20 protein-coding genes and 1 tRNA gene are annotated in these 16,977 nt (G+C 66.4%); 4 read left to right on the top strand and 17 right to left on the bottom strand.

Annotated elements, in window-relative coordinates:
- Positions 1-51: 51 nt before the first annotated feature.
- From ACLZN2_RS25750 to ACLZN2_RS25700, 11 genes are all read right to left on the bottom strand, one after another.
- Positions 52-1,185: a tyrosine-type recombinase/integrase gene (locus ACLZN2_RS25750; protein ID WP_416981403.1), complete on the bottom strand. Its 1,134-nt coding sequence runs from the start codon at positions 1,183-1,185 to the stop codon at positions 52-54.
- On the bottom strand, positions 1,185-1,397 hold the full coding sequence (locus tag ACLZN2_RS25745) for an excisionase family DNA-binding protein (RefSeq protein WP_416981402.1): 213 nt from the start codon (positions 1,395-1,397) through the stop codon (positions 1,185-1,187). The genes ACLZN2_RS25750 and ACLZN2_RS25745 overlap by 1 nt, the downstream gene beginning before the upstream one ends.
- Complete coding sequence (locus ACLZN2_RS25740; protein ID WP_416981401.1) at positions 1,390-2,811, bottom strand: replication initiator; 1,422 nt, start codon at positions 2,809-2,811, stop codon at positions 1,390-1,392. Before ACLZN2_RS25740 ends, ACLZN2_RS25745 begins: the two co-directional genes overlap by 8 nt.
- A gap of 25 nt (positions 2,812-2,836) precedes the next feature.
- Complete coding sequence (locus ACLZN2_RS25735) at positions 2,837-3,085, bottom strand: SpdD protein (protein ID WP_416981400.1); 249 nt, start codon at positions 3,083-3,085, stop codon at positions 2,837-2,839.
- A gap of 24 nt (positions 3,086-3,109) precedes the next feature.
- The gene (locus tag ACLZN2_RS25730; RefSeq protein WP_037684464.1) at positions 3,110-3,304 is read right to left on the bottom strand and encodes a hypothetical protein; all 195 of its coding nucleotides are present in this window, start codon (positions 3,302-3,304) and stop codon (positions 3,110-3,112) included.
- A 16-nt stretch (positions 3,305-3,320) separates the two neighbouring features.
- A complete protein-coding gene (locus ACLZN2_RS25725; protein ID WP_416981399.1) occupies positions 3,321-3,512 on the bottom strand; it encodes a mobile element transfer protein in 192 nt (63 codons plus the stop codon).
- A gap of 1 nt (position 3,513) precedes the next feature.
- Positions 3,514-3,699: a hypothetical protein gene (locus ACLZN2_RS25720; RefSeq protein ID WP_416981398.1), complete on the bottom strand. Its 186-nt coding sequence runs from the start codon at positions 3,697-3,699 to the stop codon at positions 3,514-3,516.
- 3 nt (positions 3,700-3,702) lie between these two features.
- Positions 3,703-4,344, bottom strand: coding sequence for a DUF2637 domain-containing protein (locus ACLZN2_RS25715; protein WP_416981397.1), 642 nt, complete (start codon positions 4,342-4,344; stop codon positions 3,703-3,705).
- An 84-nt stretch (positions 4,345-4,428) separates the two neighbouring features.
- Positions 4,429-5,805, bottom strand: coding sequence for an FtsK/SpoIIIE domain-containing protein (locus tag ACLZN2_RS25710; RefSeq protein ID WP_416981396.1), 1,377 nt, complete (start codon positions 5,803-5,805; stop codon positions 4,429-4,431).
- Entirely contained in the window at positions 5,805-6,161 is a 357-nt protein-coding gene (locus ACLZN2_RS25705) for a hypothetical protein (RefSeq protein ID WP_416981395.1), read from the bottom strand. Before ACLZN2_RS25705 ends, ACLZN2_RS25710 begins: the two co-directional genes overlap by 1 nt.
- 172 nt (positions 6,162-6,333) lie before the next feature.
- Positions 6,334-7,125, bottom strand: coding sequence for a GntR family transcriptional regulator (locus tag ACLZN2_RS25700; protein ID WP_416981394.1), 792 nt, complete (start codon positions 7,123-7,125; stop codon positions 6,334-6,336).
- A gap of 109 nt (positions 7,126-7,234) precedes the next feature.
- On the opposite strand from ACLZN2_RS25700, the gene ACLZN2_RS25695 reads away from it, so the two are divergent.
- Genes ACLZN2_RS25695 through ACLZN2_RS25685 form a run of 3 tightly spaced genes read left to right on the top strand, consistent with a single transcriptional unit; the run spans position 7,235 to position 8,494 of the window.
- Entirely contained in the window at positions 7,235-7,642 is a 408-nt protein-coding gene (locus ACLZN2_RS25695) for an NUDIX hydrolase (protein ID WP_359270679.1), read from the top strand.
- A 46-nt stretch (positions 7,643-7,688) separates the two neighbouring features.
- Positions 7,689-8,117 (top strand): ATP-binding protein, encoded by a 429-nt coding sequence (locus ACLZN2_RS25690; RefSeq protein WP_416981393.1) that lies wholly within the window; start codon positions 7,689-7,691, stop codon positions 8,115-8,117.
- Complete coding sequence (locus ACLZN2_RS25685) at positions 8,111-8,494, top strand: hypothetical protein (RefSeq protein WP_416981392.1); 384 nt, start codon at positions 8,111-8,113, stop codon at positions 8,492-8,494. Before ACLZN2_RS25690 ends, ACLZN2_RS25685 begins: the two co-directional genes overlap by 7 nt.
- A 257-nt stretch (positions 8,495-8,751) precedes the next feature.
- Here the strand turns inward: ACLZN2_RS25685 and ACLZN2_RS25680 are convergent, their stop codons facing one another.
- Both ACLZN2_RS25680 and ACLZN2_RS25675 read right to left on the bottom strand, forming a co-directional pair.
- Positions 8,752-9,285, bottom strand: coding sequence for an HNH endonuclease (locus ACLZN2_RS25680; protein ID WP_416981522.1), 534 nt, complete (start codon positions 9,283-9,285; stop codon positions 8,752-8,754).
- Positions 9,286-9,461: 176 nt separating this feature from the next.
- Positions 9,462-10,877, bottom strand: a complete 1,416-nt coding sequence (locus tag ACLZN2_RS25675) for an AAA family ATPase (RefSeq protein ID WP_416981391.1) — start codon at positions 10,875-10,877, stop codon at positions 9,462-9,464.
- Between the two features lie 548 nt (positions 10,878-11,425).
- Here ACLZN2_RS25675 and ACLZN2_RS25670 point away from each other — a divergent pair.
- Positions 11,426-11,500, top strand: a tRNA-Arg gene (locus ACLZN2_RS25670).
- Positions 11,501-11,969: 469 nt separating this feature from the next.
- Here the strand turns inward: ACLZN2_RS25670 and ACLZN2_RS25665 are convergent.
- The 4 genes from ACLZN2_RS25665 to ACLZN2_RS25650 all read right to left on the bottom strand — a co-directional run.
- A complete protein-coding gene (locus ACLZN2_RS25665) occupies positions 11,970-13,334 on the bottom strand; it encodes an MFS transporter (protein ID WP_416981390.1) in 1,365 nt (454 codons plus the stop codon).
- Positions 13,335-13,403: 69 nt separating this feature from the next.
- The gene (locus tag ACLZN2_RS25660) at positions 13,404-14,174 is read right to left on the bottom strand and encodes a transposase (protein ID WP_416981389.1); all 771 of its coding nucleotides are present in this window, start codon (positions 14,172-14,174) and stop codon (positions 13,404-13,406) included.
- Positions 14,175-14,186: 12 nt separating this feature from the next.
- A complete protein-coding gene (locus tag ACLZN2_RS25655) occupies positions 14,187-14,660 on the bottom strand; it encodes an SUKH-3 domain-containing protein (RefSeq protein WP_416981388.1) in 474 nt (157 codons plus the stop codon).
- A 680-nt stretch (positions 14,661-15,340) separates the two neighbouring features.
- A partial coding sequence (locus ACLZN2_RS25650) for an RHS repeat-associated core domain-containing protein (RefSeq protein WP_416981387.1) occupies positions 15,341-16,977 on the bottom strand: 1,637 nt, incomplete at its 5' end.

Below are 16,977 nucleotides of genomic sequence, written 5' to 3'. Positions count from 1 at the left end.
TCGAGGCGTGCCACACGCGTGCCACTAGAGTCCACGCGGAATCCACATCCCCTAGTCGGGGGCCGCCTCTCCCCCACCGTCACGGATCATGGCTCCGAGCCGATCAGCGATGGCCCGGTCACGGTCGCTGGTCATGTGCTGATAGATCAGCGCGGCGCGCGAGCTGCTGTGGCCCATGCGGGTCATCAGCTCGCGGGTGCTCGCGCCGGCGGTCGAGGCCAGGGTGTTGCCGGTGTGCCGGAGATCGTGGAAGTGCAGGTCAGACGTGACGCCCGCGGCATTCCTGGCCGCGATCCAGTCGTCGCGGAAGTTGCTCCGCCGGAGCTGACCGCCGCGCGCGCCGACGAAGACGTGTCCGTCGCGGCCAGGTGCGGCGAACTGTTCAAGGTGGCGCGTGACGTCGTCGAGCAGCTCGGCGGGGAACGAGATGGCTCGTACCCCGGCAGCGGACTTGGGCGCCTTGTCGAAGAGCCGACCGTCCTGCAACTCGGCCTGAGACCGGCGGACGCTGACGGTCAGCCCTTCCAGGTCGATGTCCCGACGGCGCAGGGCCGCGAGTTCGCCGAACCGCAGAGTGGTGAACGCGGCCAGGAGGACGAGCAGTCGGTAGCGCGGCGCAATGGAATCGGCAACGGCGAAGACCTCGGCCACCGTGAGAACGGGCCGTTCGGGCACGTCGTAGCGGTCGGCGCCCTTGATGCGGCACGGGTTGCGCCGGATCAGTTCGTCGTCCACTGCCGTGTTCATCAGGGCCCGCAGAAGTTGATACGCCTTCACCACGGTCGCCTCACCCACGTCGGCACCGAGGAGCCTGCCGCGCCAGCTGCGCACCCGAGCCGTCGTCACGTCGGCGATGGTTCCGGCGCCGAAGGTGGGCAAGATGTGCAGCCGCATGACGGACTCGGACCGCTCACGGGTGCGGTCTGCGAGCTTTCGATCCCTCAGCCATGCGGTGGCGTAGTCCGCGAAGTTGACCGTCCCAGCGTCCGGATCCGACCACTGACCACGCGTGATGTCCGCCTCGATCTGAGCGAGAGCAACCTGAGCTTCAGTCTTCGTCGGGTACGTCTTTTCGGCCGGGCGAAGTTGCCCAGTCTCGGGGTCGCGGTAGCGAACCTGCCAGCGGCCCGACGGGAGCTGACGAACGGACCCGAAGGCCCTGCGCCGGCCCTTCTTGTTGGCCATCAGGCGACCCTCCGCAGCGCACCGCGCCGGTGGCCGATCGGCCGCACCGTGTTGGCGTCGATGAAGGCGCTCAGCGCGGTCTCCGGTACGCGAACGTGCCGACCGACCTTGACGAACGTGATGCGTCGCTCGGCGATCAAGCGGCGCGGGAAACGCTCTGTGGTGCCGAGGAGTTCGGCCACCTGCGCCACGGTGAGGTAGCGGTCAGCCACGGGCGGGTTCTCCTTCCGTTCCAGGGGCGGGTTCGACGGATGCGGCCAGCCAGGCTTCGGCGTCGGAGAGGCCGGTTCCGGCGAAGACCCAGTGCGCGAGTACGTACGTCGTCTCGGGTCCGGTGTTGGGGTCGTTGGCTGCGGCTTGTGCTCGGCGCCATTCGGCGCGGGCGTCGCGGAGGGCGCCAAGGGTCGTGGAGTAGCGGCGGGATTTGGTGGAGAAGTGGCCGCGGAAGCCGAGCATGTGCGCCCAGGCGCGGAGGCGGAGGTGTTCGAGGTCCTTGCGTGCGCCGAGGGTCCAGGCGGTTCGGATGAGGCGGCGGGCGTGGTCGCTGATGTCGAGCTGGGCGAGTTCGGCGGCGAACTTCAGGGGGCGGTCGAGAGCTCCCGTGGCCGTCTCGGCGCCCTTGGTGGCGTACTTGGCGATGTACGCCGCTACGGCTTGCTCGGTCAGTTCCTGGCCGTCGTTGAAGTCGGCGGAGCGGATGGTGCGGACGTCGAGTTGGCGGCCGAAGGTGAAGGTGTGGGTGCGGTCGTCGAGGGTGGGGCCGTCGACCCGGACCTTGGAGGCGGCGGCGGTGATGGCGTCAGTGAGCAGTTCGGCGGTGGCCCAGGGCGGGGGCGGGGTGTCTCCACCGCTGGGGCCGTCGATGCGGATCACGGCGTGAAAGTGGACCGCCCCACGCTTTTGGTACTCGGCGACCTTGGCGAACGACACGCGGGCGTGGTCGCGGAGGCGCCGCTGTGACAGGCCGGCGCGCTTGGCGACCTCCCGACGCAGATAGATCGAGAAGCGCCGCCAGAGGGACCCGGCGTACGCGTTCCAGAGCACCGCCGCCTCGTAGTCGTAGGTGTCCGGGTTCAGCGGGGTCCCGAGCGCCTCGTCCTCCTGGCCGTGCTGCATGCCACAGCGGCAGGGGCGCCCGTCGGTGCGGCGGTTGTGGACCGGGCCGAAGCCGGGAGCGGTGAAGGTGGCGAAGACCCGGGGGTGAGCGGCGACGTGTTCCGGGGTGCCCTTGCCGCCCCGCAGTCCGGCGGTGATCAGTTGGAAGGTGTCGCGACGGTAGACCTCGGCGCAGGCCGGGCAGCGGGTGACGCGGCGGTTGTTGCAGCGGACGAGGAGTTGGCCGGCCGGGAGGTCGGTCGAGTTGAGGTGCTGGAGGATGCGGCCGATCTCACCGGTGGCGGTGTCGACGTCGTACTCGGTGCGGTGGCCGTCCAGGCGGATCGGGTGGGTGCAGCCGCCGAGCCCGGAGAGCTGGCGGAGGATACCGGGCAGGGTGCCGTCTGAGGCGAGCTTGCCGAGTTCCGGGAGTGGGGGCGGGGTGGGGCGGGCGAAGATGGCGATCTCCTTCTGACGGGCACTGGTCGGGAGGGGTGGGCCACCGGGGCGGCGGGTGCTTGGGCGTGTCATGCCGCCCCGGAGGCCGGACCGCTGGTCAGCGGCGGTGGTGGTCGCGGAGCAGGGAGCGCAGGACCACGGCGGCGACGGCGACCGAGATGGCCGTGACGGCGACGGCGGCCAGGAGCGCGGTGAGGACGACTCCGCCGACGAGGACGGCCGCGACGGTCTTCTGATCGATGGAGACCGAGGGGAGCGCGGGGCGTCGGACGGGTGCCGGGTCGGTGGGGGCGTGGGTGTGGGTGGGCTGAGGGGTGGGGTTGTCCGGGTATTTGGGCAGGAACACGGCTGCGATCCCCTGTCTACTCGTCTAGATGTGTTGGCCGTTTATGACGGTCACGCCGGAGCGCGTGCCGGACTCGATGGCGGGGGCGAGGAAGGTGTGCGAGAGCCAGAAGCCGAAGAGGGCGATGAGGACGACGATCCAGGTGCGGACGCCGAGGTACTTGACGGCCGCCCAGGCGAAGAAGCCGAGGACGACGACGAGGGGGAGGTTGAGCGTCACGGGGTACGGGGTCCTTTCAGCGGACGGGGCAGCGGTGGGTGCGGGCGGCCAGTTCGGCGGCGGCGCGGCTGTCGTAGTCGGCGGAGAAGTTGCAGCGTGGGGCGGTGCAGGCGGCGGTGTGCTTCTCGCGGCCCCGGTGGTCGTAGGCGGTGCCGACCTGGACGGGGCCGATGCGGGTGACGTTGCGGAAGTGGCGGTTGGCGGGCATGTCAGGGCTCCTCTCGCGGGGTGGGGGCGGGGAAGGAGTCGAGGATGCGGGCCGCTTCGGCGGGGTCCAGGGTGCAGTCGGCGGCAGCTTCGGCGAGGAGCCGGGCGAGCGCGGGCCGACCGCTGACGGCCATCTGGCGGGCCGCGTCAAGGTAGTCGGCGGCGGTGTTGAAGGTGAAGAGGGGCACGGGTCAGCTCCCTGTCGGTGTGAGGTGGGCGGCGATGGCTTCGGCCATGGGTGCCGGGACGCCGAGGCGGGCCCGGAGGGTGGGGGTGTCGATCGGGGCGCCGGTGCGGGTGTGGTGCTCGGCGGCGACCTTGCGGGCGTGGTCGATGAGGGCGACCGGGACCGGGACGGGAGGCCGTTCCGGCAGTGCCTCGATGGCAGGCAGGTCAGGGGCGGGCGGCTCAGGTGTGGGTTCGGGGTCGTCCTCCTGGTCCTCGATGACCTCGGCGGCCGGGGCCGTCTTGGGCGTCGAGTGGGCGAGGAGCGTTCCACCGAGGAAGGCGACGGCGGGCCAGCCCGCGACGAGGATGCGCAGCCAGGCAGGGACGTCGGTCAGGTCGAGGAGGCCGGCGGTGGCGACGTTCGCGCCCAGGGACGCAGCCAGCGCGATGACGAACCAGCACCAGGCCGCCGCCTTTGCGGTGCCGGAGCGCAGTCGACGCCAGGCGGCGACAAGCAGCAGATCTACGGAGATGGGGTAGGCCCACGCCTTCCAGCCGCCCTGTCCGGCGGCCATGGCGATGTCGTGGATGTGGGCGAAGGACAGCGCGGCGGCGATGAGCGCCTGTACGAGCACCGCGTCGAGGCGGGCCAGTGGGGCGCGCATGATGGCGACTCCTTCCGGGTTCAGGCATGGGAGGGGTAGGGACGTGGCGCGAGACGCTCACGCCGGCTGAAGAGAGCGGGGGCGTCAGTCAGTGACCGGGTACGGCTGGACGGCCGGAACGGGGGCCTCAACGGTCCGGGCGGGTACGGCGGGCCGGAAGGGCTTCAGCGCAGGCAGGTCGGGCACCAGGTGGGCCGTCTGCTGGCAGATGTGGGCGGCGTCGCCGAGGGAGAGGTAGGGGGTGCGGATGCGGGACCAGCCGCCGGACGTGTCCCCCGCGACGGCGAGGCCGGGCAGCTCAGGGGCGATGGCGCAGGCGGCCATGACCGCTTCCGGGGAGATGTCGCCCAAGGCCATCTTGGCGGAGGCTTCGTCATTGACCCGGTGGCAGACGCGGCCGGTGAGCTGGGCCCGGAGCATGGTCGCGCCCTTGCCGAGTTCGGCACCGAAGCGCTGCCCGCAGACTTCCAGGTAGATGCCGGCCGCGCGGCCGAGCTGGGCAAGGCGGATGAGCTGGGTGACCATCTCGTCGCGCCGTTCCTCGTCCTTCTTCGTGGCGACGAGGAAGAGTTCTGCCACCTCGTCGACGAACAGCACGACGGGCACGGGCCGTTGGTGTTCCGGCAGGCCCCAGATGTCCGAGGTGATCTCCTCGTCCGGGGTGCCGGGGGCGATGCCCTGCCGGGCCCTGATCAGGTCGTATCGGTCCTCCATCTCCTTGACCAGGACAGGCAGCAGCTCAGCGACTTCATCCGGCTCCGCGGCGAGGGCGGACAGCCGCGGGGCGAACGGGGCCAGCTCGACACCGCGCTTGCAATCGAAGCCGACCAGGGCGACGTTCTGACGGGCGAGCCCTGAGACGAGATGCCGCAGGTACATGGACTTGCCCGACAGTGTTGCGCCGAGGGTGAGTTGGTGGGGTACGGCCCGGTAGTCGCGGACGAAGGGCATGGCGTCCTCCCGCAGCGCGACCGGCACCTTGAGGAACCCGGCATCGGTCTTGCGCGGCATCCGCACCTTGCGCAGGACATCGAAGCCGACGAGCCGCAGTTCGACGACACCGGGCTTGACCGTGGTGACGTAGACGGCGTGGACGCCCCAAGCATGCCGCAGCCGTTCGGCGGAGGCGGCGACGTCGGCGGGTTCCTGCCCCGGAGCGAGGCGGAGCCGCAGGCGCAGCCCGGTCGAGGTGGGCCGGATGATGCCCCGCCGGGGCGGCACGGGCCGGATCTCCCGCCGGGTGGTGGCCTTGACGGCGAGGACCCGCAGCCGGGACGGGGCCACGGTCAGGCCGCAGGCTTCCATGACCGAGGCGTACGAGCTGAGCAGCCGGACGGTGGATATCGGACCGCCGACGGCCGACCAGTAAAGGGCCGGGTGGGTGGCCCGGGTGTAGGCGGCCCCGCCACCGAGCGCGGCGAGGGGACCACCCACCTCCAGGAGCGTTGTCAGATCGGTCATCAGGCGGTGGCCCCCATGGCGGCCGGGAAGGCGGCCGATGTGACGGCGGCGGCCCGGTAGGCGATGCCGTGACGCTGCTGCCCGTTGAACACGGACTCCCACGGTCGGGCGATCAGCCCCGGCAGCGAGACGGGTGAGCCCAGGATCAGGCCCTCGGTGACGCCGCCCTCCGGGACGGTGACCTTGATGAGCGAGGACTCTCCGTCCTCGATGTACACGACGCCGATGGTCATCAGCGCCTCACCGCTCACGGCGTCCTTGGCGATCTCGCCGGTCTGCCGGTCGCGGACCTTCGGTTCCGGGGCCTCCGTCAGCAGGATCGTCGCGGCGGAGGTCTCAACACGGATGGTGCGCACAGCACACTCCCCTATCTACTCGTCTATACATGTAGCGATCTGCGAACCCGATCTCCCGGGCTCACGAGGATCACCCTGCCACACAACTTGCCCACTCGTCTATACGAGTATGCCTGTTGGGGTGTACGAGTTCGAGGAAGTGCCCCCCGCGCACCACCGCCGGGTCACCCGCTCACGTGGCAGGGAGCTGGTACGACAGGACGTACGCGTCCGCCGCCATGACCGTGTCGCAGACCTCCACGGGCCGTCCCTCGGTGTCGAAGGCGGTCCGGATCAGGTGGATGACGGGCACGCCGGCCGCCAGGTGGAGCATCTTGACCTCCGCGGGCGAGGGCATCCGGGCACGGATCTCCTCCTCGAAGTGGTCGAGCCGGTGACCCAGCTCCTCGAGGCGGGCGTAGATGCCGCCGGGGCCGGGGTTGGGTTCGGCGATCTGTGTACCGCGGGCGATGTCGAGCGGCAGGTAGGAGGTCGCGAACTCGACCGGACGGCCGTCGAGGAGGTACCGGCGCCGCCGGGCAAGCACCCGCCGCACAGACCCGAGCCGGGTGGAGACGTCCTGACTGGCCTTTTCTTCCTTCACCTCAAGACTGTCGACCTGGGGGTGACTGCCGACTGCATCCGCCTCCACGATGAACGCCGACTTCCCCTGCTCACGGTGGCGCCGGGCGAACCGGTCCGAGGCCAGACGCCGCACCGGCGGACGCGGCCGGACGAACACACCCTTGCCGTGCTCGGCGTGCACCAGGCCCTCACCCTGGAGGACGGAGAAGGAGTTGCGGACAGTCATCCGGGACACCCCGTAGTGGTCCACCAGCTCAGCCTCCGAAGGCAGCTTCTCGCCCTCCCGGAACCGCCCCCGGTCGATGGCTTCGCGCAGCTGATCGGCGATCTGCCGGAAGACCGCACGATCACTCGTGGGGTCGAGATCACCGAGCAGGCCCGAAGGAAGTGAAGGGCTCACGTGTGTACTCCTTTAGGTATCTAGACGAGTGGGCGAGTGTTGTTGCTACGGTGGAGAGCCTAGCCATCCGAGAGGGCCGAGGAACGTGAGCACACAACGCCCGCACTCCGTGAGCGTGGCCGGGGTCGTCGTTGACGACCAGGGCCGGGCCCTCCTGATCCAGCGCCGGGACAACGGCAAGTGGGAGCCCCCGGGCGGTGTCCTCGAACGCGAGGAGACCATCCCCGAAGCCCTTCAGCGCGAAGTCCTCGAAGAGACCGGCATCAAGATCGCGCTTCCCGCGACCCTCACCGGCGTCTACAAGAACATGACCGGCCTGATCGTCTCGCTGGTCTTCCGCTGCGAGGCCGCCGACGGCGTGCCCACCACCGGCGACGAGACCCGCGCACTGCGCTGGGCCACCCGTGAAGAAGTGTCCGAACTCGCCGACGAGGCGTACGCGATCCGCGTCACCGACGCTTTGGACGCGGCGTCTCCGCCGGCCATCCGCGCCCACGACGGCGTGAAACTCGTCTAGCCCGAACCCGCTGCACGTGGCGGCCTACCAGCATGAAGGAACTTGTATGCACGAGTATACGAGTATGACGCGGGTCTGGGGACTGTCTTGCCCAGGTTTCCCGGAAGAGGTCAGCCGGGCCCGCCGCTGGACCCGTGACATCCTGCGCGGCTCCCCTTTTGCCGAAGACGCCGAGCTGATCGTGAGCGAACTGAGCGCGAACGCGATCCTCCACACGGCCAGCGGCCGGGACCAGGGCAGCTTTCACCTGGCCGTGGCGGTGTCCGCCCAGGTGGTTGCCGTATCGGTGACGGACGACGGAGGTACGGGCACGGCCCCCAAGGTCGAGCACCAGGACCAGGACGCCGAAGGCGGCCGCGGACTCGGCATGGTCAGCACGATCGCCCACCGGGTCGTCGTCCACGACAGCGAGGCCGGCCACACGGTCACCGCGGAGCTCTTCACAGACGTACGAGGAGGACGGCCCCTGTGCTGAGGACGACGACCAGCCCCGGCTTCTGGTGCGAGTGCTGGACACAGGACCTGGACGGGCAGCAGGCGCCAGCACTCTTCGGTTCCTACGACGCGTGCGGCGCCGTGGAGGCGAACAACTGGGTAGCGACGATCCTCCGCACTATCTCACCGGCGCTCGACACGGCAGCCTGCACGGAGGCATGGGAACGCCTCTACGACCACCGCATCGACACCCGCCGAGCGCTCCTACAACGCGAGCCCTGGACCGTCTCCATCACCCACATCAGCACGCGCATCACGTGGACGGTCCGACCAGTGCTCTTCCTGCCACTCGCACACCGCCAAGGCATCGAACTCCCCTTGTGTGCATACGACTTCAAGCCCGCTTGCTGCGAGTGATCGTGTCGAGTGATCGACTGCGTTACAACCTTCTTTACGGGTTCAAGGCGGCCCGCCTTCGGCGGACCGCGCGCGCTGGCGGCCACCGGCCGCCGCCGCTCCATGTCTCCGCCACCGCTGCGGCGGCCCGAGCCACTCAGCGCGCACTACTGACGACGAGGCCGCCACGGAATCCGTCGCCGCCTGCGCTTGGGCGGGCGGCAACTGTAGGACACCATGCAAGCCAATCTACGATAGGCCGCCCTCCGTCTTGCATCTCACCATTTCATCTCACGCTTAATTCCGCGAAGAGCGTCGACTACTTCGCCACCAAACGCTGCGGCCGCTCCTGGCGATTCCACGCGCCGAACCATCGCATAAAGCACATCACCAAAAGGGTGCATGCGCAGAGATGAAATCACCTCTTGAGCTTCGCCAGTACGACATTCTTCTTCAAGGCGAACCCAATCCCTCAACATCGACTTGCAGCGCACATAAGCTCTAGATCTACCAATCTCCAAAACGGGCCGCGTGAGACCAAATACACGTATTGTCTCTACACCCTTCGCCGTCCTCCCTGAATATTGGCCAGTACTAAGAGTGAGGGAAATATGATCAAACGGATCTTCCCGACTCGGGTCCACCAAAAGACACTGACCACTCGAGTCCAAAGGGTACTGATCCCGCTTTGCGTTACTATTACAGTTTGCGCAAGCCAGGAAGTGATTACTCCAAGTGAATACTTTCCTAGCATCGTGAGCGATCGGGACGAAGTGATCGATCGCCGTCCCTTCACTGTCACCGCAATACATGCATCGCGATACCCCAAAAGCCATCTGCTCCAGTGCGACTTTCAGGTCTCTGCGAATTGCTTTGGCGCCACGCCACGCCGCCCGGGCTTGCTCCGAATCACTCACGGAATACCCGATGGACTTAGTCGCCAGCCTGGAGGTAAGAACTTCGCTCAAGCCAATCCTTGTCACAGGAATCACTCGACATCACTCAATCTGGCCGCAACTTCGTCCACTCGCGCGCTAGAAGAACTAGTCAAACGATCACTCAATACTCGATACCTGTCCACCTCCGCTTCAGTCGCATCTCCAGAGAAGACTTTATCCTCGAGGCGAACTAGTTCACGCCTCACGTCTTCTGCCCGTTCGGAGTAAGGGCTATCGAGACCGAAGAGTTCCGACATAACCGCATCGTCGCCGCTTCCGTAAACAATTCGATTATAGAGAGACCCGCTCACAGGCGTCGGTGGGGCATCTTCATCAGGGCCTGCTAGCCGAACAAGCCCGCCAGAGTCCGCCCCCTGGCAGACGTAGGGGCTGTGCGTGGTTACAATAAACTGAATGAGAGGGAAATGATCCCTCAGCCATGGCCCAATTCTCTGCTGCCAACTCACGTGGAGATGAGCGTCGATTTCGTCAACGAGAATTACGCCAGGAAGCATGACCGTCACCCGCCCACCGACTTCCTCGATCGGCAAGTACCCAAAGAAATCGAAGAGTCCTCGAACCATATCGAGAATCAGCGCCGTCACTGTTCGATAGCCATCACTCATCTGCGACAATGAGATATCGACACCATTATGGGAAACCCAGAGCCCCTTGGAATTCACCTGCTTAATCGAATACCCATCACGCATAAGGCCATCAGCCAGCAAGCGGAGGACTGAATCAAGCAATAGGCCGGCCTCGCGCTCACCTTCGAGCTTGCGCAAATGCAATCCGATCAGCCAGGAAACACTCTCCCCCAAGGCGAATTCTTCACTGAAGAGGGTAGCGAAGCGATCATGAGTGGCACGCGCCGATCGAGCAGTGCTTGCTTCCGCCAGAGATCCGGACAGTCGCCGAAATGGCCCATATCCTGCAGCGAACCACCTCTGTTCTTTTTCTCGAGACTCAACGGTAGTATTTTTTTGCTTTGCGCCAGGCGGTGAATCTTCATCCTTGCCGAAACCGGCAACGGGAACTGCTTCTACCCATTCAGCAATAACAGTGGACCGAGCCCCACTAGATTGCTTCCGCTCCTCGCGAACTGGGAGATTAATCTCCACTCCCATCTCTCCGAAGGAGGGACTCCTCTCCGTGCTGTTTACTGGTTCCCTGCCAAGCACCTCCCTTACTTCATCCACATCAAGTTGAAGAGTGCCGGAAATCTTGCCGGGGCGATCTTCTCTGGCGCGCCAATCCGGATAGTCGGGAGCAAGGGCGTTGGCTCCCGAATTGCCTGCCAGCAACAGAGCCAAACAGCGCAGAATCGATGTCTTTCCTGAACCGTTACGCCCTGCAAGCACCGTTAGACCTGCATATGTTCCGTCTGGCCTTTGGAGCGTCAAATCCACATTCCTTGCGCCCATAAAGCCGAGTACTTCGGAAATTACAAGACGTTTCACATACACGTTGCACACCTCATCGCGATGCTGGTAGGCATAGTGCAGTTTAAGACGGGCAAAGCCCCATCGGACAGTTGCCGGTCCGAAGTGGCCACAGACATGCCCACAGGCAGAGCACACACCTCAGTACACATACCCATGCCAGGCAGGGCATCGGGAAAGGTAGCGGCCCAACACGTCTCAGAGGCGCCACCCACCGCAGATCAGAGCGCCATCTGTCAGCCGCTACGACTGCGGACCATCAGCACAGGTGAGAGCCCACCAGCCAAAGGTAGCGCTTCACTCACTTTGCTTCGGGACGAAGAGATCATCCCCAAGGTCTCACCGCCGCGCTTCCGCCGACGCAGCTTGCTCTGGTCGACGGCATGGCAGCGTGGCTGAGGCCGGTGGGGGTGCAGCGAGGCACACGCGTGCGTGGTCGGCCGGCGCGCCCGCCGTCGTGGCTGACTGTCGTCGGCTGAGGTTCGTGCCACAACCGTGCCAGATCCAGGGGTCAGCCACGGTCAACAGCGGCGGAGTGCGGTCGAGTTACCAGCCACCACATCGGGGTCGAAGCCGCAGGTCAGGAGCAGGACACCCCGGCCTCTCTCCTAAAGCGGGTGTCGCAGGTTCGAATCCTGCCGGGGGCACGATAAAGTGTCAGGTAATTGGACATACCACCCCTCCGCAAGTATCGCGGAGGGGTGGTTTTGTCCTAGACGGGAACCTGATGGGAACGGCACGATGAGTGACTAGGCGTAACTTTACGTCGACCGCACCATGCTTCTTTGTGCGGTTTTATCGCAACCTGTAGAGCGTTACTGGCACTGACGGACCGCCATCTGGGCGATGCTGAGCGGCGCCGGAAACGCCTGGCTCCGCCAGGGAAAGCGGTACGCACCGCTTTGATCGCCCTGGTGTACACCCGCCCGGCGTCCCGTACTTCAGGCCCGCACTCCATGCGCACGAAGCGCCCGCCGCGCTCCCTGGCGCACCGGCCCTGAGGGTTGCAGGGCGCGCCAAGGTCCCTTCAGCGGGTGCCGTCGAACACTCCCGTGATGTGCCGCTCGGCCAACTCCCGCCACAGGGCGACGGCGCCCCCGCGGCTTCAGCCCATGCCTACCGGGTGCTGGTGTCGAGATTGCTCCGTCGGGTGGCGATCACCAGGAGGGCTGCCGCGGCGGCGAAACCAGCCGTGACGAACGCTGCGACGGCCTGGTTGTCCATTTCGGTGGGACCGCCGGGCAGGGAGGAGAAGAGGGCTAGCAGGAGGCCGATGCCCACGGCGGTGCCGCAGCGCTGGGCCGTGGTGGCCAGTGCACTGGCCACTCCTGCATCCCGGCCCTCGGTCTGGACGAACGAGGCATTGGTGTTGGGCCCCACGGACAGGCCGACGCCGAGCCCGGCCACCAGCAGCGGCACGAGCATGAGCCAGAAGCTGAGGGAAGCTGCGGACACGGTGAGCACGAGGACTCCTACGGACGCAAGACCGATGGCGATCAGAGTGAGGCCGAAGGTGACGATGCTGGTGCCGAAACGCCTGCTCAGACACTGGGTGTTGACCGCGCTCACCACGCTACCTAGGGCGAAGGGCATGATCAGCAGCCCGGCCTCGAGGACGTCGTGGCCGAGGGCGTCCTGCCACAGCAGGGCGAGCATCAGGAACGAAGCGGTGAAGCCCGCGAATCCGAGGAACGTCGTTGCGACGCCGATCGGCAGGGCGCGCTGCTGGAACAGGCGCCGGGGGACGATGGCGAACTCCTCGGCGCGCTCCCGGCGCCGCTCGATCACGACGAAGAGCGCGAGCGGGGCGATGTTCGACGTGCTGATTCCGAGGGAGAACGGCAGCATCGTGGCGATGACGGCGGCGATGAAGATCAGGAGGCCAGCCGGGTCGCTGCCGCGGGAGCCGCGCGGCTGGGAGGCGGGCAGGACGAAGTGGCCCAGGACGGCTGCCAGGATACCGATGGGGACGTTGACCAGGAAGACCAGGCGCCACCCCATGTCTCCGCCGCTCTGGATGAGCAGGCCGCCCAGCAGCGGGCCGGCCGCGCTGAAGCCTCCGAAGACGGCGCCCAGGATGCCGAACGGCCGTGCGCGCTCCGGCCCCTTGTAGAGGAGCTGTATCAGCGCGGTCACCGGTGTCATGGCCAAGCCGCCGCCGACGCCGGCCAGGGCCTGGCCCAGGACGAGCTGGGTGATGTTCGGAGCCAGCCCGCACCAGGTGCCCGCCGCGGCGAATATCGCCACGCCGGCGACGGAGACCTTCTTGTGCCCGCACTCATCGCCCAGCCGTCCCGCGGGCAGGAGGACGAGCGCGAAGACGAGGGTGTAGACCGTCAGGATGACGGACTGGCCGGTGCTGCCCGCGTCCAGGCTGGTCCGGATCGACGGCAGCGCCCCGTTGATGCTCGCGAGGCTGAGGAGGGTGAGTGCCGCGGGGGTCAGCAGCACGGTCAGGGGGAGCCACCGGCTCCTGCGCATGCCCAACCCCCGCTAAGCGTTGTCCCGTAAATGATCTACGACGTGCTCGTTGAGCTGCCCGCTTCTTCGTCACCCGGCGACGGTGAGGTTGTGCAGGCGGGCGATGCCGAGCATTGCGTGGTAAACGCCGTCGCCCTTGAGGCGGCAGTCGCGGAGGATCTTCCAGGTCTTCATACGGGCGAAGGTGTGCTCGACGCGGGCGCGAACCTTGCGGTGGGTGGTGTTGTGTTCCTCTTTCCAGGCCGGGAGCTGGGCTTGGCCGGGTTCGCGGCGGTGCGGGATGACCAGGCCGGTTCCTCGGTAGCCGCCGTCCGCGATCACTGTGGTCCTGCCGACGGTGGCCTTGGCACCGGATAGTTCCCACGCCTTGCAGTCGTTGCGGTTGCCGGGCAGTGGCTGGCCGACCGCGACGACGAGCCGGGTGTCGGCGTCGATGACGACCTGGTGGTTGGTTGAGTACCGGTAGTTTTTCGACTGCTCGGCGACCTGGTGGTCGCGGGTGGGGACCAGGGTTCCGTCGACGATCAGCACGGTGTCTTTACGGAACCGTCTGCGTTGCTGGAAGGCAAGCGCCGGCCCGAGGTGGCCGATGATGCGGTCGGCCGAGGACTTGGACACTCCGAACAGCGGGGCCAGTTGGCGCAGGGTCAGGTTCGTCCGCCAGTAGACGGCGACCAGCAGCACTCGGTCCTCCAGCGGCAGGCTCCACGGCCGGCCCTTGCGCACCGGATCTGCACCCTCACGCCGCAACGCGGTGACCAGTTTGCTCAACTGACGTGGGCTCAGCCCGGCGAACGGGGCTATCCAAGACGGCTCCGACGCCGTGATCACACCAGCCACCGCAAGATCGTCTCACCTGCCGGGGAGGCAGTTGGCGAGCCAGTCCGCTTGTTCTGCACGATTGACGCCGCCATCGCCGTCCACCACGTAGGCCAGTGCCTCCACGAAGGTTGAGCCCAGGGGCCACAGCCAGTTCGGCCCCACAGCGACGACGCGCCCGCTTGCCGCGATATACGACCTGAACTGGACCGACCACATACCCAGAGGGCTGTAGTTCTCTGCGTATCGACGCCTCAGCGTGGATGCTTCCTCGGCACTGTCGATGCAGGCGTCAACGGGGTCAATGTGCAGTGACGAGCCGGGGACGCGGACCGAGGAGTTCTTGATCGCCAGCTCACCGAACTCACTCCAGACCCCGAGCGCCACGTCGTTGAGCTCGAACCCCACGTCTGTCAGCTGCTGTCTCCAGCCCGCAGCGGCGATCTTGCGACCTGGTGTCCACCCAGCAAGCCCAAGCGCCTCCAGTACCGACGGACCGCAACCCATCACCGACTCACTGATGCGTTCTATGCGCCCTCCCCTTCCCCTCGACCGCGCATGCTGCCCTGAGTTTGCCGCACATCCCCGCCAGCAGACAGGGCTACTGGTCACGGAAGACACGCAGATCGTTTACGGGACAACGCTTACACTCCCCACCGCCAGGCCGTTGGCCAACAGAAATACAGAGGTCCGGCTGGAGTACTAACCCAGGCGAGCTTTCATCGCACTTTCGTGACCTTCATCCCAGTACTTTACGTGCCGCCACCGCTTTCGATCGTATCCGCCGTGCCCTTGCCAAGGAGACACCAGAGACCACAGGGCATTCCATCCGATGCAAACTTGGAGACGGAGGGATTCCTCGACTTCCCCATTCCTAGCCGCAGCACCGGCGAGTGGCAGTGCATGCTCAAGAGTTTCAACGAACAGCAGTAGCGCGCTCTTCACAGCTCGCGCTACCTGCCGCTCGTCACTGCCTCGTTCCGCACGGGACAACGCTGCAATGCGATCCCTGAGGAATGAATCAAGCAGCCTCACGTCTTCGATGGTGACGTCACCGCCATACCTCAATGGAGACTTAGCCGACCCACCCTCACTCATGAGCACCGACCCATTTGGTCACCTTTCCCAGATGGGGTCATCGTAGTCGAAGTCAACTTCGCCCTACTCGTCCTTTTTCCACACCCTGGTCACATAATCCCACGGTATTCCGCCATCGAATGCGATCCCCTTTTCGTGAGGCGAGGGGCTAAGGGGCCGAGTTCCGCGTTTACGTCAATACCATTAGGGGCCCCGCGAATCTCATACACGTACCCGTGTCGACCGCCGAAATAGGTCGCCACTATATCGTTACTCTTCGACGTTCCCACGTAACGACTATGGTTGTTGATGTCACTCGCGTAGTCGAGCAACGATGTGCCACTTCCGGGATCCTGAGGCATGAATCCACCAGCATCCTGAATTTCCTCCGGCGAGCGCGAGTCGCCTCGATAGACAGTGTTGCAGTTGTGGACGAGGACCGGCGTGGCGCCTGCGAGCACATAGTACGTGTGGACGTCGCTGACGGTGAGGTCGTGGGTGACCTGGGTCTTGATGTAGCGGGTGATCGCGGTGATCTGGACGTGGGTGCCGGCGCTGGTCTGGAGCCACTGGCCGGACTTCAGGTCGCCGCCCTCCACCCAGGTGCCGTCGGTGGGATCGGCGGCGGGGTCGGTGACCCAGAAGGGGTGGGTGTCGGTGGTCGTCAGCTTCGAGGTGGTGCCGTCGGCCGCCTTCACGGTCAGGACGGTGAAGTCCTTGTCGTGGTAGGTGGTGATGGTGGCCGTGGCGGTCTCGGTGCCCGCGGTCGTCGAGGCCTCGGGGTCGTTGGCGGCCAGCTTGTCGCCGTTCTCGACCTTCTCGATCGGTTTCGTCGTGCCGTCCGCCATCAACACCTTGGTGCCGGGCAGGAAGCTGTGGGCTTCTTGCGTCGAGCAGGACGTGGCCGGACCGGCGTCGTCGGCGTCCGCGCTGTCCCCGCCGTCGGCGTGGTTGTCCTTGGCCCTCTTTGCGTCGTTGGTCTTGGCCTTGGCCGCGGCGTCGGTCTGGGTGGCCTTGCCGGCCGTGCCCTTGGAGCCGGTGTTGGACTTTCTCTTCGCTGCGGCCTTGGCCGCCAGGGCCTTCTCCTTGGCCTTCTTCAAGGCTTCGGCGGCCTTGCGTTTCGCTTCGGCCTTGGCCCGCTTGATGGCGGCCTTCGCGGCCTTCAGGGAGGCGATCGTCTTGCGGGCGACGTCCTTGGCCTTGTTCAGGGCCCGGATGGCGCTGACGATCCGGTCCACGACCTTGATGACCTTGGCCGCGAGCTTGAAGACCTTCGCCCAGGGGATGGCGTCCAGGAGAAGGGAGCCGCAGGCCCACAGGTCGCCCTGGGTGAAGCAGCCCACCACGTCGTTCCAGCCGATGAACTCCTTGAACAGGGCCCAGCCGTACGTCCGCACGATGTCCGTGACCGACTGGGAGAGGATCTTCTCCTGGGCGGCGATCTGCGCGTCCAGCGCCGCCTCCGCCGCGTCGAAGGTCGAGGCGGTCGAGGTCAGGCCCGTCGGGTCGGCGTGCGTGACCGGGTTGTTGTTGGAGTAGGTGTAGCCGTTGGCCTGGAGCGGGTCGGTGAGGTCGAGGACCGGGTCGGCGGAGAGGAAACGGCCCGTTGTCGGGTCGTACTCGCGGGCGCCCAGGTGGGTCAGGCCCGTGGTGTTGTCGTCGGTGCCGCCGACATAGCCGGTCTTGGACAGCCAGTTGGCGCTCTCCACCCGCTCGTTGCCGTACGGGTCCAGGCGGGAGAAGCGGG

Origin of the sequence: Streptomyces sp. T028, assembly GCF_048159505.1 — a bacterium.
In the GTDB taxonomy this organism is placed as follows: Bacteria; Actinomycetota; Actinomycetes; order Streptomycetales; family Streptomycetaceae; genus Streptomyces.
Note: the sequence above shows the minus strand (reverse complement) of the source record. Positions and strands in the feature narration are given on the sequence as shown.